Genomic DNA, 25,923 nt, shown 5'->3' on the forward strand with positions numbered 1-25,923 from the left:
TGAATTACGCAACAAAGCCATTACGCGAGACAAACCAGCCTAACCAAATTAGAAAACATACGTACACGCCGAAGCCTGTAAGAAAAAGTGTGCTGTTCATTTGACACCTCTCAGTGAAATATTAAGCTCATTCCTGAACTTTTATTTATGATTCATTCATTTTATATTTCATATCATTACTTTATTTATTTTGTATATTTTAATTAAAGTAATTTTTATAAATGTAGGGTGAGAGTATTAAGGAATAATAACAGGGATAACTACGCCCTAATACTCTCTAAGTAGGTTATTGTGATTAGGTTATTACTATACGCGGTCAGCGCGGTAGCAAGTCACATCTACTTCAACTTTCACGTCTACGACTAGGTCACAAACCATGCAGATACGTGCCGGTGGGTTAGCACCAAAGAACTCTTTGAATACCTTATTAAAAGATTGGAAGTAACGAGAGTCCGTTAGTACAACCTTTACGTGTACTACGTCTTCTAGGCCGTAGCCGGCTTCAGTCATGATATCGACACAGTTTTGGATCGCTAGGCGAGATTGATCAACAATACCACCCTCAACCACTTCACCATCTGTCATCGGTGTCTGGCCAGAAACGTATAGGAAACCACCCGCTTCAGTTGCGCGTGCAAATGGTAAATGTTGTCCGCCTGTACCTGTACCGCCTTCAACACCGTAACGTTTAATAGTCATTTTTTAACTCCACTTCTTTATAGATAATATTGGTTCTGTTCCAATATATTTAAATTAATTCATCGTTTTCTTATTACTGTATATTTAATAAAATAATTAAATTCTAATTGCGGTAAATAAAAACGCCTGAACGATTATTTTTCACTTTTCCTTTTTGGTAAGTTAACTCACCATTTACAAATACACTTTCTATTCCCTCAGCAACTGAAATAGGATTTTCAAATGTTGCTGTGTCTTTAATATTCTTTGGATCAAATAAAACTAAATCGGCAAATGCACCTTGGCGAATTTCACCTCGACCCGCTAAGTTGTAGCGCTCTGCTGACATACCAGTCATTTTGTGAATCGCTTCAGGCAATGCGAACAGTTTTTCATCTCGGCAGTAATGGCCTAACACTTTCGGGAAGGTGCCCCACAATCTTGGGTGCGGGTGCGGGTCATTCGGCAACCCATCGGAACCAACCATGGTCAACTTGTATTTCAAAACGCGCTTTACGTCGTTCTCATCCATACAGTGATAAACCGCACCCGCTGGTTGAAGCGCTTTTGCTGCCTCCATCAGGGGTAAGTTCATCTCATCAGCAATCTGCTTTAGTGTTTTGCCTGCATGTTCTGGTTTTGCTTCAGACCAAGTAATGAAGATATCGAAATCGTCCGTCACCTGTTTCAAGTCTAATGTCGAAGAGCTCGCTGAATATGGGTAACAGTCGCAAGACACATCTTGGTGCTCTGAAACCTTATCCATCAAATCAAGTACTTCAACAGTTCTGCCCCAGTTGCCTGCACCTGCACATTTAAGGTGAGAGATAACAACCGGTACTTTCGCGTATTGGCCTGTCTCAAACGCCTCTTCCATCGCGCTTAAGATCTCTTCGAATTCAGTACGCATATGCGTGGTATAGATACCGCCATGACTAGACAGCACTTTCGCTAACTGCATCACTTCATTGGCGTTGGCTTGTTTCGCGCTTGCGTAAGCCAAACCTGAACTCAAACCCAGTGCACCCTGCTCCATCGCTAAATCAAGGTTGCTTTGCATTGCCGCGATTTCTTCTTCGCTTGCGGTGCGTTGCAGGTCGTCCATCACTTGGTTACGCAGTGTAGTGTGGCCAACTAATGCTGCTACGTTCACCGCTGGTTGCGCTTGCTCTACCGCTTGTGCATACGCCGCAAAAGTTGGGTATTTAAAATCAGCCTGCGCACCTAAAAGATTCATTGGGTCAGGTGGATCGCCAGCCAAAACCGTTGGCGATGCGCTGATGCCACAGTTGCCAACAATCACGGTTGTCACACCTTGGCTGATCTTAGGTAGGCAGTCTGGATAACGAATTACGTTGGTATCGTCATGTGTATGTACATCGATAAATCCAGGAGCCAATGCTAAGCCTGCTCCCTCAACCAACTGGCCACAATCTTCGTGATCGATTTGACCAATTTCGGCGATTTTTCCATCAAGGATTGCTACATCGGCACAAAACGATTGTTCGCCGGTGCCGTCAAACACCTCTACATTTTTGATTATCGTATCGAACAACATTTTTCACTCTCTCAATCCACTCTGTTGATGGAGCTATATTAGAAATCCAGCCGATTATTTTCAGTGACAAAACACACATAATATTTTAATTTGTGTGATAGTTTCTATCACAAAACACATTATAGACATATTTAAATATTAAATAACAGCCACTTAAATCATGTTAGGAATCAGCAATGAAACATAACCCTGCACAAAAAGATGTTATAAAGTATCAAAAAGATAGTTTCATCTTGACTGAAAAAGGCCAAAAAGGGAGAGCAGTATCACAATCTGAGAACGGTGTTTATCGACTGGTTGATGAAGACATTTCGCTTCCGGTAGCAATTATCAAACAATCAGCGTTGACCAATAACCTGAATTGGATGCAATCATTCGCCGATCATCATCAGGTTAAATTGTCGCCACATGGCAAAACATCGATGACGCCTGATTTCTTCCGTCAACAGCTAGAAAATGGCGCTTGGGGAATTACCGTTGCGACACCTGCACAAGCAGAAATTGCAGCAATGGCAGGCGCAAAAAGAATCATCATCGCTAACCAATTGGTAGGTAAAACCAACATGGCGATCATCGAACAGCTTATTAGTGAGTTCGACGTTGATTTCTATTGCTGTGTGGATTCATCGGTAAACGTGCAGCAACTCAACCAATACTTCGCCAACAAAAAGCAGACGCTAAAAGCTCTAATCGAGTTTGGTGTTCCGGGTGGCCGTTGTGGTTGTCGTTCACCTCAAGAAGTTTTAGAACTGGCTCAAACCATTCAAGATACGCCTGCACTTTCGCTAGCGGGTATTGAGGTGTATGAGGGCGTGATTCATGGCGACAATGCCGAGCAAGACATTCGTACCTTCTTAAACCAAGCGCTGACCTCGGTCGAAAGCCTCGCATCAGATGGCCTAATTGCAGGGCAACCTATCATCACTGGTGCAGGTTCGGCTTGGTATGACGTGGTTGCAGAATGTTTAGCGAACCTAACCGATTACTTGGCGATCATCCGCCCGGGCTGTTACGCGATTCACGACACAGGTATCTACCTAGACGCTCAAAGCAAGGTGTTGCAGCGTGCCCAAGTAAACCAAGGTTACGCGTGCGAATTGGGTGGAGATCTCGAATCGGCACTTGAGGTATGGGCGTATGTAATCTCTCGCCCAGAACCGACCAAACTAGTTGTTGGGCTAGGCAAGCGTGATGTGGCCTTTGATGCGGGGTTACCTATTGCCGAACGCGGCTATCGCAATGGCGAAGCTATCTCTGTGAAAGGGCTGACTGCGACCGCCGTGATGGATCAGCATACCTTTGTTGAAACGGACGGCTCTTCTGAAATTGAAGTGGGCGACATGATTGCATTCTCAACCTCACACCCGTGTTTAACCTTCGATAAGTGGCGCTACATTGCCATCAGCGATGACGACCATCAGGTAACAAACTGGGTGGAAACCTGCTTCTAGTTCGATTTTTCAATAAGCTAGAATCAGCGAAGCAATAAGATATACTAACGGGGCTAAGGCTTAGTTTTTAATGGATTAGTGCTCATAAAAAGCTAAAGAGCTTGCTTCTTACGAGCTAGATTCTTAATAACTAGGTAATAACGATTAGCCCCATCAACAAAGGATCAGGATTCTTGAGTTTAGAAGTAGATATCATTTCACAGATAACGGAGCGTTTTCCCGCTCTTCGTGATGCAGAGAAAAAAGTCGCTAAGCTGATCATGGACGACATTGATTTTGCTGCCAATGCCAGCATCACAGAGCTTGCTGAAAGCGCTCAAGTGAGTGAAGCCACCATTACACGTTTTGCTAAAGCGATCGGTTGCAGCAACGTACGTGATATGAAGATTAAGTTGGCTCAGACGCTAACCGTTGGCCAGCGCTTTATCCTCGAACCGGTTGACCAAACGGGTTATCAAGGTATCTACGAATCGATCAAGCAAAGCCTAGACATCAACCGCACCTTGTTCAAAGAGCAAGACGTTGAAACCGCAGTCAGCTGGCTGCATAACGCCAGACAGATCATTGCTATTGGTATGGGTGGTGGTTCAACCATTGCTTCTCAAGAGCTGCAACATCGACTGTTTCGTTTAGGCTACCCAGTGGTGTCGTACAACGATGGCTTGATGTCACGTATGGTTGCTGCCACGGCAGATGCTAATGACGTAATGGTGATGATCTCTGCGACTGGCTTTACACCAGTGATCACAGAAACGGCAGAGCTGGCTAAGCAGTACGGACTTAAGATCATTGCGATTACCCCACAAGATACACCGCTAGCAAAAATTGCCGATATCTTGTTACCCATCAAGCATATGGAAACCGACTTCATCTACAAGCCGTCGGCTTCTCGCTACGCTATGTTGGCGTTAGTGGATGTGCTTTCTATGGGAATCGCAGTCAATCACAAGAACCGCTCGCGCGACAAACTGCGTCGCTTGAAAGTTGCGCTCGATTCTTACCGAGGCGGTGGCGATAGACAGCCTCTCGGTGATTAACGAATCAAGGATAGAATGAGCTTAAATTCACGCGCGCGGCAGTCTTTCACAAGCTCGTATAAGCTCATTTCTAATCCTGTGATTTGGATACCAGCATCCATTAGTCGACGGATTGCCAGATCTTTGTTGAGTGCCGTTCGTGAGCTAACACAGTCGCCAACTACCTGAACCTTGTACCCAAGTTCCAACAACCCCATTGCGGTTTGATAAACACAAATATGAGCCTCAATACCACACACTAACCAAGTCTCTACATCCTTGGCTTGAACCGCCTCAACAAACTTGGGCTCATCACACGCGTTGAAAGTGAATTTAGGTATCGGCTTTGCATCATTCAGCAAGTCATTAAGTTCGTCGACTGTAGCACCTAGCTTCTCTGGGTTCTGCTCCAAACGAATAATTGACAGCCCCAAAACCTGCGCTCCTTGAGCTAACTTCCCGCAATTAGCAATCAGCGTATCGCTCTCATCAACAAGGCGTGCGAGCTTGCCTTGTACGTCCACAACCACCAAACCTGTGTTTTGTTTCGTTAGCATGTTTATTCCTTGTTTTAAACAGCCTGACTCACTAAGCAACCTGATGTGTATTTTTTCTACTATGTAACGATTCAGCTTACAAAGCCATACAGTAATACATACAAGACTACGGAATAATACTCACCAACGGTCGAAAGGTCGCAAAATAAAAATTATTGATACTGGCATGACATTTAAGAGTGAGTAACAAAGATGAACAAGATAACGAAATCAGCATTAGCACTGGGTTTAATCAGCGCAGTTTCTCTTCCAGCTTTAGCAGCAGGTACTGACGGCGGTGCGTACATTGGTGGCGGACTTAGTGTCTACCAAGATTCTGACACAGACGGTCACGGTAGCTTAGATTCAGATGGCATGGGCTACAACCTATACGGCGGCTACCAATTCAACCGTATCGTAGGTGTTGAACTTGGCTACACAGATTACGCAAACTACAAAAATAGCGCTGAAAAGCTGTCTCCGACGTCTGTTTCTTTGTCAGCAAATCTTGGTTACACATTCGACAACACAATCCGCCCATTCGTATTGGCTGGTTTAAGCTCTGTTGACCTAAACGCAAATAAGAGTGCTGGTTACGCTGATGACAGCGGTACGGGTTTCCACTTTGGTGTAGGTGTTGAATACACGCCAATCGAACACCTAACGCTACGCTTAATCTCGCAAGCGGATGCAGTAAGCGTAGACGACACGGTCCAATTTAAGAACTCTCAGATATCAGCTGGTGACCACACGCTTGCCTTCAAAAGCATTAGCTTCGGTGGTTCATACAACTTCTAATGTGATTGAACCACATAGAATAAGCTGAACATACTAATTCACTTTGCTGTTCCACCTTGTCATGAAGGTCACTCAGTAAAGTAAATTTTTTGTATCTACACACCTTAGCGTCATTTCACTTTAGCCAGTTTATCGCTCAGCGCCTTCTATTTGAGCTTTATGCATTGATATTAGAGCTTTCTTGGTAGCGAGACTAAAATAAAGGGATAAGTGACACAGGAAGACAAGACCTATGAATCTACCACGCTTAAACATGTCGATAAACAAACTCCCTTTCGTTTTGGCAGTGTATTACCTGCTTGTCATTAACTTGCCTATCTCACGCGAACTGTTCAATATTCTTAGTGCCTCACAAGCCGAAAGCATTGGGTTTATCATCTCGATCCCATTTTTCTTTCTCGCCGCATTCAACTTTATCTTTCAAGTATTCAACTGGCCGATATTCGCCAAAGCTTTTTTTATCTTGTTACTACTTACTTCCTCTTTAGTCAGCTACAGCATGTTCAACTACGGCATTTTTGTAGACTATGGAATGATAGAAAACGTCTTCGAAACCAACAGCGGAGAGGCTGCTAGCTACCTAAGCAGCTATTCTATTTTATGGTTTGTTCTGATGGGAGGAGTCCCGTCACTGCTGCTTTTATTTACGGATCTTGAAAGAGAATCTTGGAAAGATTTTGCTATTGGGAAGGCGATTGGATTGCTCTCTTCGTTGATCGTCATTGCCATCATTGCCGGGTTGTTTTACAAAGATTATGTGTCGATTGGTCGTAATAACTCTCATCTTAAAAAGATGATCATTCCGACCGAATACGTCGCTTCAACCGCAAAATACATCAACAATACTTACATCAAAGAACCGATTCCTTACCAAGAAATCGGCTTAGATGCGCAGCTAAAACCAGAAGCTAAACAAGCTGAAAAACCAACCTTATTGGTGTTTGTTCTTGGTGAAACAGCACGTGTATATAACTACCAATATTATGGCTATGAGAAAGAAACCAATGCTCATACCAAACCCTATAATCCGATTTTTTTCTCTGATGTTCAGTCATGCGGAACAGCCACTGCGGTTTCTGTGCCGTGTATGTTTTCTAACATGAACCGAAGCAACTACGATCGCGACAAAGCCTACAACCAAGATAACGTGGTCGACATTATGAACCGCGCGGGCATTCACTCTATCTGGCGAGAGCACGATGGTGGAGACAAGGCGGTCGCACATCGAATCAAAGAGATGACTCTCGTCGCCAAAGACAGCGACCCGCTGTGTAATAACGATGTGTGCTATGACACAGCCATGCTAGAGAACTTCGAACAAGATACTCAAGTTCTTAAACAAGATAGCATCATTTTCTATCATATCTCCGGATCTCACGGCCCAACTTACTTTGAGCGATACCCAGAAGATCATAAGAAGTTTGTGCCAGACTGCCCACGTTCTGATATCGAAAACTGCACCAAAGAGCAAGTGGTCAACACCTACGACAACACCATCTTGTACACAGATTTCTTTCTATCACAGGCTATTCAGAAGCTAGAGAAACTCACCGATAAGTACAATGTTGCGCTGATGTACATTTCCGATCACGGAGAATCATTGGGAGAAAATGGCGTCTACTTACACGGCATGCCTTATTCATTGGCACCGAAAGAGCAAACCCATGTGCCTATGATAATGTGGATGTCTGATGGTTTCGCCGAGCAGAAAGGGATAAACCAGACCTGCTTAAGAAAGGCAGGCAAAGAACAGAGCTTCTCCCAAGATAATCTGTTCGACTCTTTACTCGGCCTAATGGATGTACAAACCAAAGAATATCGAGAGAACCAAGACATTTTTTCTGCGTGTCGGTAGTGCTTTTGCTTATGTAAACCATCGGAAAACTCGAGTTGCCTGAACAAGCTCTCCTCAACTTCTCCTAAAAAGAAAAGACCTCGGTCTTTTCTTTTTTTTCGTCGCTAACATGGAGCCAGAGTGCTAATTTATAACGATGAAACAATGAGCTACATTTAATAGAGACAATAATGGAAGAGTACGTCGTGCTCCAAAGACCAACCTGTCTTATTAGACTTTATCTCACTCACATCGATCATTGAACTTACCAAGATTAAGCTCAGTTCAATACCGCGCCTGAATGGCGCATAATATCAATGTTTACGTCATATCATTAAGGACAAATGAATGGACGCTTTCATAATTTCAAGCTGGCAATTTTCTGAGGGGGTGGCACATGAACACACCACCAGCCCAGCCTCATTCGAGCAATCAACTTGGTATCACTGCCAAAGAGATGCTGACGGTTTGAGAGAATGGCTCCACAGTAATACGGTTCCAAATGCCATCATCGATTCATTACTCACCGATGACACCCGCCCTCGGTTCGAACAATTTGGCCACGACTGTTTTTTGATGATTCTGCGAGGCATTAATCTAAACGAAGGTGCTAACCCTGACGACATGCTTAGCCTACGCATCTTATGGTACAAAGGCACTTTAATATCAACACGTAAAGTTCCTTCAAAAGCGGTCAGTAATCTGATATCTGATCTCAAACAAAACCAAGGCCCTACATCATTACCTGATGTGTTGTTGGGCATGATCCGTGGAATCAACCACAGTATTTCAACCTTCCTAGCACCCGTCGAACTATTAATTGACGAGTTAGAATCTACATCCAATATCGACATAAGATCCATTAACGCTCTACATTCAAGGCTACTCAGACTAAGGCGTTATTTGAAGCCACAGAAATACGTTTTTGAAGATTTAATGAGTGACCTACCTGCGCCATTGAGTAAGCACAACAGTCATATAAAGAACAGCCTTGATACCATCCTGAGAATTAACGAGTCTGTTGAGTTTTACATCGAACAAATTAATGTATTTTTAGCGAGCCTAAGTCAGCAACAAGCTGAAAAAATGAATAGAAATACGTACCTATTTTCTATCATTGCAGGTATTTTCCTCCCTGCTGGGTTTTTCACCGGTTTACTGGGTGTCAATATCGCTGGGATACCCGGAACAGATAACCCGATAGCATTTCCACTATTTTGCGTTGGGCTGCTCGTGGTCATAGCGGCAGAGGTCGTTATTTTGAAAAAATTGAGGTTTATTTAATGGTTGAGTTTTTGCAATCCAATATGTGGCTTAGACAAGTAGTTTTAGGTTTACTTCTTATCACTGTGTATTGGGTGATCAAACGCTTAGGTAAGAACTGGATAGAAACATTAGCGGAAAATAAACGTGTCGAATTGAAGCGAAAGCAGTTCGTGATTAAGTGTTTCAATATTGTTCTGTTTCTACTCTTCATCGCTGTGTTTACGATTGTTCTTAACTTGGGTTTTGGTGATATTTCTCTGTTCTTGTCTTCGATATTTGCGGTGCTGGGTGTCGCTTTATTCGCGCAATGGTCGATTCTAAGTAACCTCACAGCCAGCGTACTAATATTTTTCGTCTTCCCTTATCGCATTGGCGACAGAGTAAGAGTCGCGGAGAAAGACGAAGACATCAGCGGTGTGATCATCGATATCACCATGTTCCATGTTATTCTTCGACACAGTTCGGGCAACATTATCACCTACCCTAATAACCTGATCCTACAAAAAGGCGTAATCAAAGTTTTGGTTGAACCGGAAGCAAAAAGTGAAGCAGGTGATACTGAGCTAACCAAAACTGAAAATTCAGAATCATAAGATCTACTGGTGCCTTAGATATCGGCAAGTCAAACAGATAGACACAGCGAACTGATTCGTAAGATATTAAAAGAGCTTAGTTCGACATGGATTGCAAAACTTGGCGATAAAGGACATTAGAGAGAAGCTTCAATAAGGTAAAAAGTCTAACACCCAATACTTACGCCAAACAAGGCGGATTAACCATAGATGTGTATGGTGGAGTGAGATCTGACTAACCCACCTTTTCTCTATGACGAACGCACTGTTTATAACGTACACCTCTGTCTTTTGTGCCCCATTCGTAGCAAGTTTTATTGAGTTTAGATTTGCGACTCCATATACTGGAAATACCATCAGACGGAGGGCAATAATGAATAATAAAAACAAACACATAGTTTTAATTCATGGTCTGTATATGCCTGCGTTGATCATGCTATATCTGGATAGAAACTTCAAAAAACGCGGCTTTACAACGCACAAGTTTGCCTACAACTCGCTGCGTTTCCCTTCTGCAGCCAAACGCCTAAATCGCTTCGTAAATGCTCGCTTTAATGAGTACGATGAGGTCTATTTCTTTGGTCACTCACTCGGTGGCTTGCTGATTCGCCACTACTTTAAGTTCTACCAACCCGACTTTGCAGACACCTGCATCATTACCGCGGGGACTCCACACAACGGCGCAACTATCGCTAAAACGTTGTCGAATCATGGTCTTGGCTTTATCTTTGGCTCGAGCAAGATGATCTTAAGTGATGGCTTGGGTGACTACGATATTGATGTGCCGATTGGCGTGATTACAGGCACCTACGACGCCGGAATTGGACGTATTGTACTGGGGAAAAACCCGGGCGATGGCACAGTCACACTCGAAGACGCCAACCTGAGAGGAGCAACGGATACTTACGCCCTCAAACTCAACCACACGGCGCTTGTCTACTCCAAAGAAGTCGTAACACTGTCGGCTCAGTTCATCGAACACAGAGCTTTTAAGGACGCTTCATAGCTTATTTCCATTAGCTTTTGCGCGTTGACTCCTGTATCGAGCTCTGTTCTCTTATATGTGAAAGACAAAAACAAAAATACCACTCTGCGATAAGAGTGGTATTCAAAGATTCATTACTGAAAGTGAGTGCTTGTTATACTTTCTATACTTGTTACAAGCGATTAACTCGTGTTGGTAGGAACACCTCACCCAACATGCATCGCACCGAACCACCACCAATGTCTTCAATCGTTTTCACGTTAAATGGTAGCAGCTTGCCGTGTGTCGAAAGCTGAGCTAGTTGGGCTGGAGAAAACGCATCGTAAGCCGATTGAGACATCGCGATCACCTTGTCGCCATTCACGGTTTCAAGCTGCAGGATGTTGCCACAGAAACGGTTCATCTGATCAATTGAGATAGAGATAACCTGCTTATCTTTAGCAAGCGACTTCACCACAAAGCGGCGTTCAAACTCAGGAATCACTTCATCACAGATCACGCAGAAGTTATCGCCAATCGCCATCATCACATTGGTATGGTAAATCGGTTGGCCAGACGGTAATGCCGTTTGGAACGAGACCACGCGAGAATAACCAATGCGCTTCGCATAATCTTCTAACACTTCGCGGTCACAACGCTGAGAAAGCGCAGCGTAGATGGTCTTGTTGATATGGTCGATAACCATCACGCCCGTGCTCTCTAGATAAGAACCTTGCGCGATGTAAGACTCTAGAGACTCGCTATGGTTAACAATGCGACCCGACGCTTCTAACGCTTCAATAAGAGCATTTGGCTTAACTTCATTCTGACGGTTTTCACACGCCATAGGGAACGTGAATAAGCTTCCATCACTACAGGTACTGAACCAGTTGTTTGGGAAAACAGCATCCGGAGTTTCAACGCCCAATTCTGGGTAATCAAACTCTACAACTTGCACACCTTCTTTACGCAACGAAGCGACCATAGCTTTAAATTCGGCCATCGTTTCTACTTTCACCTCAGCTTCGGTCAGATTAACTCTGTGCTGAAATTCGTTATCACGTGCTGTTTCTTCGTTAAATTTAAACTCTTTTGGTGGCACCATAACAACGCAATTGGCGTTTTGAACATTAGTGATATGAAGTGATTTTTTGTGTAGGTTTAACATTTCAACCGTCCCTATCTTTTATTTACTTCAGAATTGTAAACAACTTGTTACGACAAGATTCACTGAAAATAATAATGATTTGAATATTTATCCCAAACAATCACTGCAGATCTTAGATTAATCGGTAATTTTTACTGCAAGATAACAGCACATCAGAAAGAACCAACTGTATGCATATTCGTTAAGTCACTTTATGGATAAATATTCCGATTTCATTTTCTCGCTCACCACGAGTTTTGGTTACAATTCAATCCATTTAACGTTAGGATTATCATCGTTGCATAACCATCAATTACGTTTGAAATAAGCTTAACTTTTCCTGTCTAATTCAATCTAAAATAAGCGTCATGAAAGACACTCTTTGGATCTTTCCTTCGTCACTTAAACTAAGTAATTAACTTTAAAACTAAGCATTTAACGTTAAAACCAAGTGATTAAAGCTAAGTAATTAAAGCTAAGCGCTTAAACCAAGTACTTAGATAAGAGCTAGAACAACACCCATCGAATGACTCAATGCTTATAAGAACCCATGGGCGCTTATATAATTTCAAACTAAGACGGTAAAATTTCAAATCAAGACTATAAAAACAAAGCTGCACCAACGATGCAGTCGCTTATAGATGCACTAGTTTATAAAGGGAAATCTATGTACAAGAAATTTGAAGGCTTTACTGAAGCCTTTCCAAAGGGAGAGCCGATACAACCTCCTACTGGAATACTGGCATTCTGCCGCCATTACACTCGAGGTTTCGAAAAACCATTGATTTTGCTCGGGTTGATGAGCATGACCATCGCGATCATCGAAGTCGCGCTGTTCGGTTACATGGGGCAATTGGTCGACTGGCTATCAACAAGCAACCCAGACACTTTCTTAGCAGACAACGAATCGACATTGATGGGGCTCGGTATTCTGCTGTTGGTTGTGATGCCAATCTTGATCAGTGTTTACTCACTATTGCTTCACCAAACTTTGCTGGGCAACTACCCAATGTCGATTCGTTGGTTAGCACACCGCTACCTTTTGAAGCAAAGCCTGTCCTTCTATCAAGATGACTTCGCCGGACGTGTCGCGACCAAAGTGATGCAAACCTCGCTTGCAGTGCGCGAAACTGTGACCAAGATGGTCGATGTGTTTGTCTACGTGACGGTTTACTTCACGGCGATGCTGTTCATGCTTGCTGAATCAGATTGGCGCTTGATGGCTCCGATGCTGATTTGGCTATTCATTTACATCGGTATTCAACTGCACTTCGTGCCAAAGCTAAAAGACGTGTCTTCAGAGCAAGCGGATGCTCGTTCACTGATGACAGGTCGTATTGTTGATAGCTACACCAACATCGCGACGGTGAAATTGTTCTCACACAGTAAAAGAGAAACCGAATACGCCGAAGAAGGCATGGAAGGCTTCCTAGATACTGTGCACCGCCAAATGCGCTTGGTAACCGGCTTCAACATCTGCGTGGAATTCGCTAACTATCTATTGGTGTTCAGCATTGCGGGTATCTCTATCTACCTATGGCTAGATAGCGCAATCACCGTGGGTGCAATCGCGATTGCGGTCAGCTTGGCTCTGCGTATTAACGGCATGTCGAAATGGATCATGTGGGAAATTGGTGGTCTGTTTGAGAACCTTGGTACCGTGATTGACGGCATTAAAACTCTGTCTAAGCCTATTGCTATTGAAGACAAGAAAGACGCGAAGCCTCTGGAGGTTCCACAAGGCGGTATCAACTTCGACAATGTAAGCTTTAACTACGGTGAGAATAAGGGGGTGATCAACAACCTAAACCTCAACATCAAACCGGGTGAAAAAGTGGGTTTGGTTGGCCGTTCAGGTGCAGGTAAATCGACCCTAGTTAACTTACTACTGCGTTTCCACGATGTAGAAAGTGGTCGCATCCTGATTGATGACCAAGAGATCTCGAGCGTTACTCAAGATTCTCTGCGTAGCAACATAGGTATGGTGACCCAAGATACCTCACTGCTGCACCGTTCGATCAAAGACAACATTCTTTACGGTCGACCAGAGGCATCAGACGAAGAAGTATACGCGGCAACTAAACAAGCACACGCGCATGAGTTTATCGAAACGCTAACCGACCCGTTTGGCAACATTGGTTACGATGCTCAAGTAGGTGAACGTGGCGTTAAGCTTTCTGGTGGTCAGCGTCAACGTGTCGCTATCTCACGTGTTCTTTTGAAAAATGCACCACTATTGGTTCTCGATGAAGCAACTTCTGCACTCGATTCTGAGGTAGAAGCGGCCATCCAAGAGAGCTTAATTGAGCTAATGGAAGGCAAAACGGTTATTGCGATTGCACACCGCCTGTCGACCATTGCTGCGATGGATCGCCTGATCGTACTCGACCAAGGCAATATCGTTGAAGAAGGCACTCACCAAGAGCTAATTACACAAAATGGCATCTATGCTCAATTGTGGAATCATCAAACGGGTGGCTTCATCGCAGATGATCTTGAGCAAGCGACCAACGTTTAATTTATGTGCTACTTTAAAAGTGCGGCGTGTTTCACACCAATTTGTCAATTACTGGTAAATTACACATAGCAGAATGTTATGTCGTAATTATATAATGACATTAACGGGACAAGACGCTTCGCTTGCGCGTTCTGGAATAAGGCTAGACTTCGGGGGGAGGCTAGCCTTTTTTATACCTGTTCAGCTTCGGCCCTTTCTCATCTATTCTGTCTGCACGATAAACTTCGTCGATCCTTTTGTTTTTTTCTTGGCGTTTTTTTCTTAAAATGCGCGCAATACGCAATATTCTTTCGAGAGATCAACCATGAACAAAAGTGTCTTAACTAACGTAATAGCGTTATTGCTACTTGCTAGCGGCTATGCGACGACCAACCAATACTTACTTTATGCAGGCCTATTTGCCTTTTCTGGTGCCATCACCAACTGGCTTGCAATTCACATGTTGTTCGAGAAAGTGCCCGGTTTATACGGTTCTGGCGTTATTCCAGCGCGCTTTGAAGAGTTCAAGGCGGCCATTAAACAACTGATGATGGAACAATTTTTTACCGAAAGTAACATCGACCGCTTCCTAAGCAGTGAGATGACCGGAAAGTCGCTGAATCTAGAACCCGTGATTAAGAAGATCGACTTTAACCCTGCATTCGATTCACTGGTTCATGTTATCGAGAACTCACAGTTTGGCGGTATGTTGGCAATGTTTGGTGGCACAGAAGCACTAGAGCCAATGAAAGCGCCGTTTGTTGAGAAGATGCAAGAATCTGTGATTGAAATCAGCAAGAGTGATTCTGTAAAAAATGCCATCAAAGACGAGCTAGAATCGCCTGCGATGATGGATGAAATCAAAGAAAACATTGAGGCGATCATCGATCAGCGCTTGAATGAACTAACACCTAAGCTGGTTAAAGAGATGGTTCAGACCATGATCAAGAAACACCTTGGCTGGCTTGTGGTTTGGGGCGGTGTATTCGGTGGTGTGATTGGCTTAATCTCTGCGGCCATTACGCTTTAAGGCGAACAAGTTTATCGGATTGCTCTTTATCTGACGCTCAACAAAAAATGGAAGCTTATTGCTTCCATTTTTTATATCTAAATCACGTTGGTAAGCGAAATTAGGCCACTATTTTAGAGTTGCCAACAACTCAGGGTTCACGCCGAAGCCCTTTTTATGCTCTTCAATCACCACTTCACTACGTGTCTGAATCACACCAGGCAAGGTGCCCAGCTTGGTGGCCATAAACGCTTGGTACGCCTTCATGTCTTTCACTCGAACCTTGATCATGGTGTCAAAGTCACCCGACAGTGAGTAGCACTCTTCCACCTCAGGCATCATTTCCACGGCTTGGGCAAATTTGTCGAAGATCGAAAAGCTAGTCTGATCGAGACGGATATGGATAAAGACTTGAACATCGAGTCCCAGCTTTTCTGAACAAAGCTCAGCATGATAGCCCGTGATGTAGCCCTCTTTCTCCAATCGCTTGAGTCTATCAGAGCAAGGTGACGTCGTAAGGTTGACCTGTTTTGCCAGTTCAACAACAGGTAAACGCCCTTTCATATGCAGAATTCTTAGTATCTCTTTATCGATACGATCGAGCTGATGCTGAGACATAACATTCCTTAAACATTCTAAATTCCGCTCAGTATATTCCATACCAAGTGCAATCGAAGAAAACCTCGCTCACACATTTAAAAACTAAATGCACGGATGATATTCACGCCAGATATAAACACATACAAATAGATAAGAACCCTTATAAATCAAACTCTGGTTATTAACAAATTATTATAGAAATGACCCGATTAACAAATAAGTTGAGCCGGAAACGAAAGAAAGGATATAGGCCAAAGTGAATAATATAATTATCAAAGAGAAAGGATGACTCTATTATGAAAACGCAAGAACTCGCATATAAACCTTACGGTATTGGTTCATGGACACACGTAACGGTATCAAAAGATGTTGCTCAGGCACTAGCAAATGAATACTCAAACTATGGATGGGAAGTGAAGATTGATGGCAATGCCATTGAAGCTAAGCTTGCACTCAAGGCTGCTTAGAAACACAAAAACCTCCTAGCACGGAGGTTTTTTGAATCAAGTTAGTAAGCACTTACTATGAGTTAGGCTAGGCCAACTTGGGGAACAGCACTTCCAGTTTCGCAACGACAATTGCACGTGCGGCAGAAGTGCTGAGTTTCCATATCGTAGTACAGGTTTCCACTAAATAGTTTTGACGTCCATTGCATCATACGGCCAGAAGCTGTCTCGGGCTCTGATTCACAACGTTTCATTATAGACTTATGTAGTGTTGTTTTTTTACATCCTTTGCAATAGAGATCAGGCATACCTTTGTCCTATAGGTCTTTAGTGGTTACTGACAATTGACACATCATGTCCAATTCGGTTCCACAATTCACCGAGCTAATGACAAAAGTGAGCGCCAAGTTCAAAAAATAGCCATTTTTCTATTTTATTTTTTGACATCAAACGCCACCAACAAGACAGACCTTTCATTTCTCGCTCAAGATCCTTCGCTTTCGATTTACATTGTAAACCCCCATTTCAATATCAGAAAACCTCGAATAAACTTAATTTGAAATAAGACAAAGGTCGTACTCACATAAAAAAATAGAGCCACCGAAGTGACTCTATTGTTCATGTCTTTTGCTAATTCATTGGTATTTTTACAATGTAAATTAGTCTAGCTCAACAAGGTTCTTCTCGAACTCAGCGTGTTGCTTCTTAACTTCGTCTTCAGGCTCGCCCGTAATTAGACTCACGATAACGATAGAAAGAGTCGATAGGATGATTCCCGGTACGATTTCGTACACATCGAACCAACCGCCCGTGAACTGTTTCCAAAGTACGATAGTCACACCACCAACCACGATACCCGCGAGAGCGCCGTTACGGTTCATACGAGACCAGTACAGGCTCAATACAATAGCTGGGCCGAATGCAGCACCAAAACCAGCCCATGCGTAAGACACAAGGCCAAGTACTGAACTGTCTGGCGTCATCGCTAGTACAAGTGCAATCAGAGAGATTAGGATAACCGCGAAACGGCCTACACGAACAATCTCTTCTGACGTAGCGTCTTTCTTCAGAACTTGCTTATACAGATCTTCTGCCATTGCAGATGAAGAAACAAGAAGTTGTGAATCCGCAGTACTCATGATTGCCGCTAGGATTGCAGCAAGTAAGATACCTGCGATTACTGGGTGGAACATCGCGTTCACAAGAAGCATGAAGATCTTCTCGCCATCGTCTAGCTTAGGTGCGCCCGAGTTCGTCACGTAGATTAGACCAACAAGACCAACCAGCATTGCACCAATCATAGACAGTGCAGTCCATACCACCGCGATACGACGCGCGGTTGTTAGGTCTTTGTTGCTACGCGTTGCTTTGAAACGAGCCAAGATGTGTGGCTGACCGAAGTAACCTAGACCCCATGCCGCTAGCGAGATGATCGCGATAGCAGAAAGTGGTTCACCTTTCGCATCATTCCATAGCGTTAGAAGCTCTGGGTTAATGTTGTGTAGGTCAGTAGACAGTTGGCCAAGGCCACCGTTCATTGCTGCGATTGGTACAATCAATAGCGCAGCAGACATCAGTAGACCTTGAACCAAGTCAGTCCAAGATACCGCAAGGAAACCACCAAACAGGGTGTACGAAACCACACATACTGTGCCGATAATTACCGCTGTTGTGTAATCTAGGCCAAATACCGTTTCAAACAATTTACCACCCGCTACCAAGCCTGAACTTGTGTAGAAAAGGAAGAATAAAAGGATAAAGAAAGCAGAAATTGTTTGGATCAGCTTAGAATTATCATTGAAACGACGAGATAGGAACTCAGGTAGCGTCAGTGACTCTGTTGTAATGCTGTAAGTACGCAGACGCTTAGCACTGATTAACCAGTTCGCCCAAGTACCAACTAGCAGGCCACCAGCAAGCCAGAATGCTTCAAAACCAGCAGCATAAGCGTAACCCGGTAGACCAAGTAGTAGCCAACCACTCATGTCTGATGCACCAGCAGAAAGTGCAGCAGGCCATGGACCTAACGAACGACCACCTAGGAAGTAGTCAGTTGAGTTAGATGTACGTTTGTAAGCAATAACACCGATTGCCAGCATCATAATTAGATACGCAATGAACGTCGTCGTTATTGCAAAACTGTTTTCTATCATTTGATAGTCCTCATTTTGTAGAAAGCCTTCCATGCCTAATTCAATGCAAAGCACTCACCGTAAAGGCAAGCAAATGCATTGAGTTAGGTATTCAGGCTCCAAAGCACTATGAGTTAAATCCAAAGATGGAGAAAACCAAAATGGAAAAAAACAAAAGTGTTTAGAGCCAGTATTACTGAAGGTTAGTGAGCTTCGCTTCCAAGTTCGAGCAAGGTCGCGTTACCGCCCACGGCTGTTATATTTATAGTTCGCGTACGCTCGGTAATGAAGCGCAGCGATAGGTGTGGATCATTAGCAACATTCATTGCCGTTAGATCCGTTTCAGCTACTAAACCGACGATTGCACCGTCACGCTTAGCAAGTTGTAAATTGATAGCTTGAGCCGTTTGTGAATTACCCACGTAACCCGCACTTCGTACATCGCAAGACAGCAGCTGTTGAGCAGCGTCGTACGAGGCAACCTGTACCAAGTTAGTTGGTAGATTCGCTTGTTTCGCGGCGTCAGCAATTAAGGTATTGAACTGCACGTCATCACTGCACAGTTGCACGCTGTTACCCGCTAATAGTGCTGCGGTAATCATCGCGGTTGCTGTTTGCAGTGCTGGCTCTTTGTCTTGGCAATCATCAACAATCACCAAAGCCACACCACGTCCTGCAGCATACAGCTCGTTTGTTTCACCAGTCGGGCCAGCCATTAGGTGCTGCTCAGAAAGCAGCGCAGAGGCCTGCTCTAGGTGATAAGTTGCCACTGCCGCCAAAGACGTAGATTGGCTTTCGATCTCTGATTTGAATGCAAGTACCTGAGCACTCTTATGATCAAAATCGGTAAGATTCCATTGTTCCCACGCCAAGAAAGCATCAGAAAAACCTGTCACTTGATGAACCATGATACTGCTCCTTATGCCTTGTCTTGTGATTGAGAGAAATGAACATCAGTAAAGCGGTATAGGTAGTGAGGACCACCCGCTTTAGGGCCAGTACCAGACAAACCTTGACCGCCGAATGGTTGAACACCAACAACAGCGCCCACTTGGTCACGGTTGATGTAACAGTTACCCACACGAACGTGTTTTTCGATCCAACGGTAAGTTGTCTCGTTACGGCTGTGGATGCCCATGGTTAAGCCAAAACCGGTTTGGTTAATTTGGTCTACCACTTGCGCCAGTTCACTCGCTTTGAAGCGAACGATATGCAGTACAGGACCAAACTGCTCTTCTTTCAAACAGCTGATGTCATCGATTTCAAATGCACTTGGTGGAACAAAGTCACCATGTTCACAATCCGCTCCTAGAGAAAGTTGAGCCACTTTCTTCTGGGTCTTAGTCATATTTTCTAGGTGCGCCATTAGCTTCTGTTTTGCGTTTTGGTCGATAACAGGGCCAACATCGGTTTTATGAAGGTGTGGAATACCAACACTCAACTCGTCCATTGCACCGTGAATCAATGCAATCACGCGGTCTGCGATGTCTTCTTGGATATAAAGCACACGCAGTGCAGAACAACGTTGACCTGCAGAAGCGAATGCCGAACGAATAACATCACGGACTACCTGTTCAGGCAGTGCGGTACTGTCGACGATCATCGCATTCTGACCACCGGTTTCCGCGATAAACGGAACAGGCTTAGCGTTACGACTTGCCAATGACACGTTGATACGTTGTGCTGTTGGTGTTGAACCCGTAAAGGCAACGCCCGCAATGGCATCATGGCTGGTAAGTGCACTGCCGATCTCAGCGCCACGCCCCGGTAGTAACTGAATAGTGCCAGCAGGGAAACCCGCTTCATTCATCAGTTCAACGGCGCGAGCTGCAATTAAGCTTGTTTGCTCGGCAGGCTTAGCCACAACCGTGTTACCCGCAACCAAAGCTGCTGTAATTTGGCCAAGGAAGATAGCGAGAGGGAAGTTCCAAGGGCTAATACAAACGAACACGCCACGACCTTGTCGAGAAGCAATTCGTGTTTGGCCATCAAAACCTTTTAGTTCGAAACCTTGTAGGTTATCCGCTTGTTTTGCGTAGTAACGACAGAAGTCGACCGCTTCACGCACTTCATCAATGCTGTCGTGAATTGTCTTACCCGCTTCTTGATGACAAATTGCCACCAGCTCAGCCAGGTTTTCTTCCATCAGATCCGCCAACTTCTCAAGCGCAGCGGCTTTGGTTTCAACCGATGTCGCATTCCAATCAGCAAATGCGGCGTCTGCACCAGTGATCGCTGCGGAAACATGATCAAGGTTTGCAAAAGCCACCTGACCCACGCTAATACGACGATCGTAAGGTGCTGTTACTTGTTCAACATTCTGATCAGCCTTGATCATGCTTTCGGCAAGAGATTCGCCGTTGATCACAGGTCCAGCAGTCCATTGATTGTTCAAAAAGCCTTTTACTTGCTCTTCAAACTGATGCGCTTCGCTCTCGATATCAATGTTCACACCGTATGAGTTCTTACGCTCAGGGAATACCGCTGGCGGCAGAGGAATCTTAGTGTTGTTCAACGTATCGAATGCCAAAAGCATGTCGACTGGATGCTGTGTTAGCTCTGCTACAGGGCAACGAGCATCAACCAAACGGTGTACAAACGAGCTGTTTGCACCATTCTCTAACAGACGACGTACTAGGTATGGCAGTAGATCTTTATGGCTACCAACTGGCGCGTAAATACGTACCGACTGTTGGTAAGCTTCCATTGCATGGTTGTAAAGTGAATCACCCATGCCGTGTAAGCGTTGGAATTCAAAGTCTTTATGGTCTGTCATCACTGCAATAGCGGAAACCGTATGAGCATTGTGGCTAGCAAACTGCGGGAAGATATTACCACGAACGCTTGGGCTCAATAGATAACGCGCACACGCTAGGTAGGCTACATCAGTCGCTTCTTTGCGAGTGTAAACAGGGTAGTTATCGAAACCAGCTTGTTGTGACCATTTGATCTCACTATCCCAGTAAGCACCTTTAACTAGGCGAAGTGGGATTAAGTCACCCTGCTCTTTTGCTAGGCGGTTTAGCCAAACTAGAACCGGTAACGCACGCTTTGAATACGCTTGAATAACCAGACCAAACTTGCCCCAGCCTTTCACTAGCTCGCTGCGATACAGTTTTTCGAATAACTTAAGCGAAAGCTCTAGGCGATCCGCTTCTTCTGCATCAATCGTGATCGCAACATCAAGCTCAATCGCACGGCGCAGTAACTGCTCTAGCGTGTCGCATAGCTCAGTCAGTACGCGGTCTTCGTTCGCCACTTCGTAACGAGGATGAAGTGCAGAAAGCTTGATAGACACAGATGGCGCTGGGCTAGATTTTGAAGAGACATAAGTGTCTCGACCTACGGCTTCAATCGCCATTAGGTAATCTTTAAAGTACTTATTTGCGTCAGCTGTGGTCAGTGCTGCTTCACCTAGCATGTCGTATGAGTAGGTAAAGCCTTTGTCGCGCATCGACTTACCGTTCTTTTGCGCTTCAGCAATGCTGCGGCCAAGAACAAATTGGTGACCCATCACTTTCATCGCTTGGTGCATCGCTTTACGAATTACCGGCTCAGAAAGCTTGTTCACTAAACGGTTAACCGCTTGTCCAGCACTCTGCTCGTTCGATGAAAGTCCAACCACCTTGCCTGTTAGCATTAAGCCCCAAGTTGAAGCGTTAACAAAAACCGAATCAGAATTCTTTAGGTGAGACTTCCAATCCGCAACGCTTAGCTTGTCGCGAATCAGTGCATCAGCCGTTGCTGAATCAGGAATACGCATCAAGGCTTCCGCCAGACACATCAGCAAGATGCCCTCTTGAGTATCTAAGCTGTATTCAAGCAACAGTGCATCGATCATCTGGATAGAAGTCTTATCCGCACGGATAGCTTCGATCAAAGAAGTCGTTTTGTCTGTGATTTGCTGCTTTTCAGACTCAGAAGGGGTAGCTAGTGGCAGAAGTTGCTCTAGCCATTGGGTTTCATCCACCATATATAATGGTGAGATAAGCGACCATAGATCATCAAGCGACTGCTCGTTGAATTCTGGCTTTAACACATCAGTAGCTGTAAACATGCGTTTTCCTTAATCTCACACCCGGAATTAGCCCGGGATCTCTACAATGGCTGCAGTGTATTTAGAGTATATAAGGATTACTTGTCAAAAACTCCGAGTTTTTTGCTAAAAACTCGCTTTATTAACAAAACAAACACAACGTCACATATGAAACTTTAAAATAATATGCCGTTTTGTTTCACTATTTAACAGAAATTTTCTTTTTGTATTGGGATGGAGACATGCCTTGAAGGCGTGAAAAGGTGTGAGTAAAAGAGGATTGACCGGAGAAACCAGCCAGTTCTGCGACCTGACCAAGGCTAAGGTTACCCTGTTCAATTAAACGGCGAGAACGATCGATACGCTTACCAAGAACATACTGGTGAGGGGTAATGCCCATTTGCTCTTTGAACAGCATATGGAACTGGCTTTCGCCCAAGAACACGCTGCCCGCAAGCTGAGCGACAGAGATCTTATTCGCGAGGTGTTGCTCGATGTAGCGATCCAGTGCTTCAAGATCAAAACGCGAGTCTTTAATTGAGGTTTCAAATGCCGATATGTGCCTTTGCATCAGAGCGATCACCGTGTCATTGCAGGCACGGCTTAACAATAGATCATCCGGGCTCGCCTGCATTTCTTGCACCAACATATGGATAAGCTTTTGAATTTGCGCGTCTAATTGGAAGTAGACGTTCGATGATTCTAACTGGTTAATCTTCTCTAACATTAGAGGGTCATCATCGGTTGGCACAGGCATATTGAGCACTAGGATATCCGACTGACCAACCACCCCACCGAAAGCATGATCAGAGCTCGCTGTTACCACACAACCTTGACCCGGCCCGATAAGATTACCTTTACCGCAAACTTCAAATTCCGCCTGACCATTTAAACCAATCACGACTTGCGAATAGTGGTGATCGTGGCAATCCATATGCGAAGGCAAAGTAATGATCTCCGCAGGGCGAGGGCCAGTAAGGCCTAGCGGGGACAAGTCTAGGTTTGGAAAGGGTAAAGGTTTTGGCATGACAGCAAAGTACTCAGATCGACATAGTGAGAATAATACTCTGAAATCTGCACAAGATGAATTTGTAAATGATCATGAGAGTCATTTCCTCACCATAAACAGAAGATCATTACCGCGATCATCTTGATCATGCCTCCGGAAAGATGATCAAGAGCGTACAAACTACGGGCATTGTAAAACCAATCGTTCCGGCGAATTTAGGGGCTTCACAAGCAATCACACGAACACGAACACGAAAAACATTTTACAGGCTTCTACGACATGGTGGGTAATGTATGGGAATGGACAACCGTTCAGAAAGGCCTAGCGAAAGGTGGCGCGTGGAGCTTCTCTCCTGAAGAAGCAAAAGTGTTTAACGAACTGTACGTACCGCCTTCAACGGCAGCGAACTATCTAGGATTCCGAGTAGTACGAGAGCTGTAGGCTCCCAGTCATAGGCTCAGAACCCCAAATATTTACTCTAGGTTCTCAATTATCACATTGAGCAACATTTATAGGGGAATTCCCCCCTTATGCATAAGCACTCCTAGGAGTAGATTCGTCGATAGAGTAGTAAGTCACTCTGGGTATCAAATTGATGCCTCAGTTTAATTTACCTGACCCTCGTAAATTAGACTGAAAATCTTCTACATGTCGACAAGGCATATCTTGTCTTTAGCCAGCCCCTCTTCAGGCTGGCTTTTTTTTGCCTGATTATCACCCTTTATGCCCATCGATTCTCCGTGATTGACACAGTTAGTCAGCAGTCCGTTTAACTGTCAGTCCCCCCTTATTTTTCGTACTCTAATTGCCATTGCAGCGCTATAAGAAACTGATATTATTGCAACATCGCAACACACGAGATAAAACCTTGCCAGATCCACTCAACTCCATACATCGTTCTTTATTCGAACAACTTCCAGGCTGCTGGGGCTGCAAAGATACTGACTCGGTCTTCGTGTATGCCAACCTTGCTTACAACCAATTGATTGGCTTAAAACCCAATGAGACTTGTACTGGCTTGACCGACTTCGACATGCCCAGTCAAACCACTGAGTGCGCACAAGATTTCAGGGCTCAAGACAAACATGTAATGGATACACGCAGTACCCTTAAGATTCTCGATATTCACCCCTATCCAGACGGACGCTGGCACGCCCATATCTTTACCAAAACCCCTTGGCTTGATGATGACGACAACGTCCAAGGCACCATCTTCTATGGCCAAGAGCTTACCGATACCGCGATCTTAGAGGTTGGTCATTGGGTTTGTCAGGCCACAGGAACAAAAGGCAATCAGGCATCGCTTGCGGGGTCAGAGCCGCGTGTGTCTAAACTGCAAAAGCGGCTGACTTCGAGAGAATCAGAGGTGCTGTTCTTACTGCTTTTCGGCAAGAAACCACAGTACATCGCGTCGACGTTAAACATTTCAATCAAAACGGTCGAAGGTCATGTCGCTAGATTGAAACAGAAGTTTGATGCACGCAGTAAAAGCCAATTGATTGAGTATGCGTTGGATTCAGGATTGGGCTCAGTGATCCCAGAAACTCTGCTCAAAAAACAGATCTCCGTTGTTCTGCACAGTGACTGATTGACTGTTCAGCTGAAAATCCAGACAAAAAAATGCCGTTGATTTGATCAGTCTAATCAACGGCACTTTTGGATCTGTTAAGCAGCTAAGCGATCAAGCAGCCTAAGGCGCTAGACGATCAATATCCCAACTGTTGTCTTGGCGAGAGAACAAGAAACGGTCGTGCAAGCGGTGTTCACCACCCTGCCAGAACTCAATGCTATCAACACGAACTCGGAAGCCACCCCAGAAAGAAGGCACGGGAATCTCGCCTTTGGCAAACTTCTGTTTAAGCTCTAGATACTTACCTTCTAAAATCCCACGCGCTGAGATGCGGCTACTCTGCTTACTTGCAATCGCGGCCAATTGGCTCTCTTTTGGACGTGACGAGAAGTACTTCATATTTTCCATAGCCGTTAGCTTTTCAGCCGTGCCCGTAATATGAACTTGTCGCTCAAGTGGATGCCAAGGAAAGTGCAAACTGATTTTGCTGTTGTGCTCAAGCTGGTGCGCTTTACGGCTACCTAGGTTAGTGTAAAAAACGAACCCGTCTTTATCAACATTCTTCAGCAGAACAATGCGTTGGAATGGCTGACCATTTTCATCAACCGTAGCAACTGTCATGGCAGTAGGGTCCGTCAACTTCGCTTCAATGGCTTGCTCTAGCCATAGATTGAATTGCTCAATCGGGTCTGGGGCCAAGTCTTTGCGTCTCAATCCACCCTTAGCGTATTCGCGACGAATATCTGTCAGTTCCATTTGGTTGCTCCTTTTAATTTTTTTGTGATTTTGCGCCGTAATCCTTTG

The 25,923-nt window shown here is 44.5% G+C and carries 21 protein-coding genes and 2 pseudogenes; 13 read left to right on the forward strand and 10 right to left on the reverse strand.

All coding sequences use genetic code 11. The features are described from left to right. Nucleotides 1–306: 306 nt before the first annotated feature. Nucleotides 307–699: a RidA family protein gene (locus AB4263_RS20675; RefSeq protein ID WP_061016111.1), complete on the reverse strand. Its 393-nt coding sequence runs from the start codon at nt 697–699 to the stop codon at nt 307–309. 103 nt (nt 700–802) lie between these two features. Continuing rightward, nucleotides 803–2,236, reverse strand: a complete 1,434-nt coding sequence (locus AB4263_RS20680) for an amidohydrolase family protein (RefSeq protein WP_372098819.1) — start codon at nt 2,234–2,236, stop codon at nt 803–805. A gap of 176 nt (nt 2,237–2,412) precedes the next feature. Between AB4263_RS20680 and AB4263_RS20685 the strand changes: the two genes are divergently transcribed. Then, entirely contained in the window at nt 2,413–3,687 is a 1,275-nt protein-coding gene (locus AB4263_RS20685) for an amino acid deaminase (protein ID WP_372098820.1), read from the forward strand. Nucleotides 3,688–3,860: 173 nt separating this feature from the next. Beyond that, nucleotides 3,861–4,724, forward strand: coding sequence for a MurR/RpiR family transcriptional regulator (locus tag AB4263_RS20690; RefSeq protein WP_017062019.1), 864 nt, complete (start codon nt 3,861–3,863; stop codon nt 4,722–4,724). Here AB4263_RS20690 and AB4263_RS20695 read toward each other — a convergent pair. Further along, complete coding sequence (locus AB4263_RS20695; protein ID WP_017065162.1) at nt 4,721–5,260, reverse strand: hydrolase; 540 nt, start codon at nt 5,258–5,260, stop codon at nt 4,721–4,723. The genes AB4263_RS20690 and AB4263_RS20695 overlap by 4 nt on opposite strands. Nucleotides 5,261–5,452: 192 nt before the next feature. Between AB4263_RS20695 and AB4263_RS20700 the strand changes: the two genes are divergently transcribed. From AB4263_RS20700 to AB4263_RS20725, 6 genes and pseudogenes are all read left to right on the forward strand, one after another. Beyond that, a complete protein-coding gene (locus AB4263_RS20700) occupies nt 5,453–6,037 on the forward strand; it encodes a porin family protein (protein WP_065584469.1) in 585 nt (194 codons plus the stop codon). A gap of 232 nt (nt 6,038–6,269) precedes the next feature. After that, nucleotides 6,270–7,892 (forward strand): phosphoethanolamine transferase, encoded by a 1,623-nt coding sequence (locus AB4263_RS20705; RefSeq protein ID WP_372098821.1) that lies wholly within the window; start codon nt 6,270–6,272, stop codon nt 7,890–7,892. A 327-nt stretch (nt 7,893–8,219) separates the two neighbouring features. Then, nucleotides 8,220–9,155: a CorA family divalent cation transporter gene (locus AB4263_RS20710; RefSeq protein ID WP_017062015.1), complete on the forward strand. Its 936-nt coding sequence runs from the start codon at nt 8,220–8,222 to the stop codon at nt 9,153–9,155. After that, nucleotides 9,155–9,730, forward strand: a complete 576-nt coding sequence (locus AB4263_RS20715; RefSeq protein WP_017070158.1) for a mechanosensitive ion channel family protein — start codon at nt 9,155–9,157, stop codon at nt 9,728–9,730. The genes AB4263_RS20710 and AB4263_RS20715 overlap by 1 nt, the downstream gene beginning before the upstream one ends. 18 nt (nt 9,731–9,748) lie before the next feature. After that, nucleotides 9,749–9,948: pseudogene (locus AB4263_RS20720) on the forward strand (AraC family transcriptional regulator); the annotation flags it as partial. Nucleotides 9,949–10,082: 134 nt separating this feature from the next. Continuing rightward, a complete protein-coding gene (locus tag AB4263_RS20725) occupies nt 10,083–10,715 on the forward strand; it encodes an esterase/lipase family protein (RefSeq protein WP_372098822.1) in 633 nt (210 codons plus the stop codon). Between the two features lie 151 nt (nt 10,716–10,866). On the opposite strand, the gene AB4263_RS20730 is transcribed toward AB4263_RS20725, so the two are convergent. Then, nucleotides 10,867–11,841 (reverse strand): arginine deiminase-related protein, encoded by a 975-nt coding sequence (locus AB4263_RS20730; RefSeq protein WP_017061193.1) that lies wholly within the window; start codon nt 11,839–11,841, stop codon nt 10,867–10,869. A 646-nt stretch (nt 11,842–12,487) separates the two neighbouring features. On the opposite strand from AB4263_RS20730, the gene AB4263_RS20735 reads away from it, so the two are divergent. Then, nucleotides 12,488–14,338: an ABC transporter ATP-binding protein gene (locus tag AB4263_RS20735; RefSeq protein WP_372098823.1), complete on the forward strand. Its 1,851-nt coding sequence runs from the start codon at nt 12,488–12,490 to the stop codon at nt 14,336–14,338. 304 nt (nt 14,339–14,642) lie between these two features. After that, nucleotides 14,643–15,347, forward strand: coding sequence for a DUF445 domain-containing protein (locus tag AB4263_RS20740; RefSeq protein ID WP_372098824.1), 705 nt, complete (start codon nt 14,643–14,645; stop codon nt 15,345–15,347). A gap of 108 nt (nt 15,348–15,455) precedes the next feature. Here the strand turns inward: AB4263_RS20740 and AB4263_RS20745 are convergent, their stop codons facing one another. Next, nucleotides 15,456–15,944 carry an Lrp/AsnC family transcriptional regulator gene (locus tag AB4263_RS20745; protein ID WP_004732526.1) on the reverse strand — a complete coding sequence of 163 codons (489 nt, stop codon included), beginning with the start codon at nt 15,942–15,944 and terminating at the stop codon, nt 15,456–15,458. 278 nt (nt 15,945–16,222) lie between these two features. On the opposite strand from AB4263_RS20745, the gene AB4263_RS20750 reads away from it, so the two are divergent. Then, a complete protein-coding gene (locus AB4263_RS20750) occupies nt 16,223–16,393 on the forward strand; it encodes a hypothetical protein (protein WP_017065154.1) in 171 nt (56 codons plus the stop codon). Between the two features lie 638 nt (nt 16,394–17,031). Here AB4263_RS20750 and putP read toward each other — a convergent pair. The 4 genes from putP to AB4263_RS20770 form a co-directional block, all read right to left on the reverse strand. Beyond that, nucleotides 17,032–18,558, reverse strand: coding sequence for a sodium/proline symporter PutP (gene putP, locus AB4263_RS20755; protein WP_170930181.1), 1,527 nt, complete (start codon nt 18,556–18,558; stop codon nt 17,032–17,034). Between the two features lie 149 nt (nt 18,559–18,707). After that, on the reverse strand, nt 18,708–19,412 hold the full coding sequence (locus AB4263_RS20760) for a 1-pyrroline-5-carboxylate dehydrogenase (RefSeq protein ID WP_017061198.1): 705 nt from the start codon (nt 19,410–19,412) through the stop codon (nt 18,708–18,710). An 11-nt stretch (nt 19,413–19,423) separates the two neighbouring features. Beyond that, the gene (gene putA / locus AB4263_RS20765; RefSeq protein WP_372098825.1) at nt 19,424–22,561 is read right to left on the reverse strand and encodes a bifunctional proline dehydrogenase/L-glutamate gamma-semialdehyde dehydrogenase PutA; all 3,138 of its coding nucleotides are present in this window, start codon (nt 22,559–22,561) and stop codon (nt 19,424–19,426) included. A gap of 181 nt (nt 22,562–22,742) precedes the next feature. Further along, a complete protein-coding gene (locus AB4263_RS20770) occupies nt 22,743–23,567 on the reverse strand; it encodes an AraC family transcriptional regulator (protein ID WP_017061200.1) in 825 nt (274 codons plus the stop codon). Nucleotides 23,568–23,813: 246 nt separating this feature from the next. On the opposite strand from AB4263_RS20770, the pseudogene AB4263_RS20775 reads away from it, so the two are divergent. Then, nucleotides 23,814–23,990: pseudogene (locus AB4263_RS20775) on the forward strand (SUMF1/EgtB/PvdO family nonheme iron enzyme); the annotation flags it as partial. Between the two features lie 364 nt (nt 23,991–24,354). Beyond that, nucleotides 24,355–25,137, forward strand: a complete 783-nt coding sequence (locus AB4263_RS20780; RefSeq protein ID WP_102332341.1) for a helix-turn-helix transcriptional regulator — start codon at nt 24,355–24,357, stop codon at nt 25,135–25,137. A 102-nt stretch (nt 25,138–25,239) separates the two neighbouring features. Here the strand turns inward: AB4263_RS20780 and pdxH are convergent, their stop codons facing one another. Further along, nucleotides 25,240–25,875 (reverse strand): pyridoxamine 5'-phosphate oxidase, encoded by a 636-nt coding sequence (gene pdxH / locus AB4263_RS20785; protein ID WP_137001607.1) that lies wholly within the window; start codon nt 25,873–25,875, stop codon nt 25,240–25,242. Nucleotides 25,876–25,923: the final 48 nt, after the last annotated feature.

The sequence above is a fragment of the Vibrio sp. 10N.261.55.C5 genome, assembly GCF_041470505.1.
In the GTDB taxonomy this organism is placed as follows: domain Bacteria; phylum Pseudomonadota; class Gammaproteobacteria; order Enterobacterales; family Vibrionaceae; genus Vibrio; species Vibrio crassostreae_C.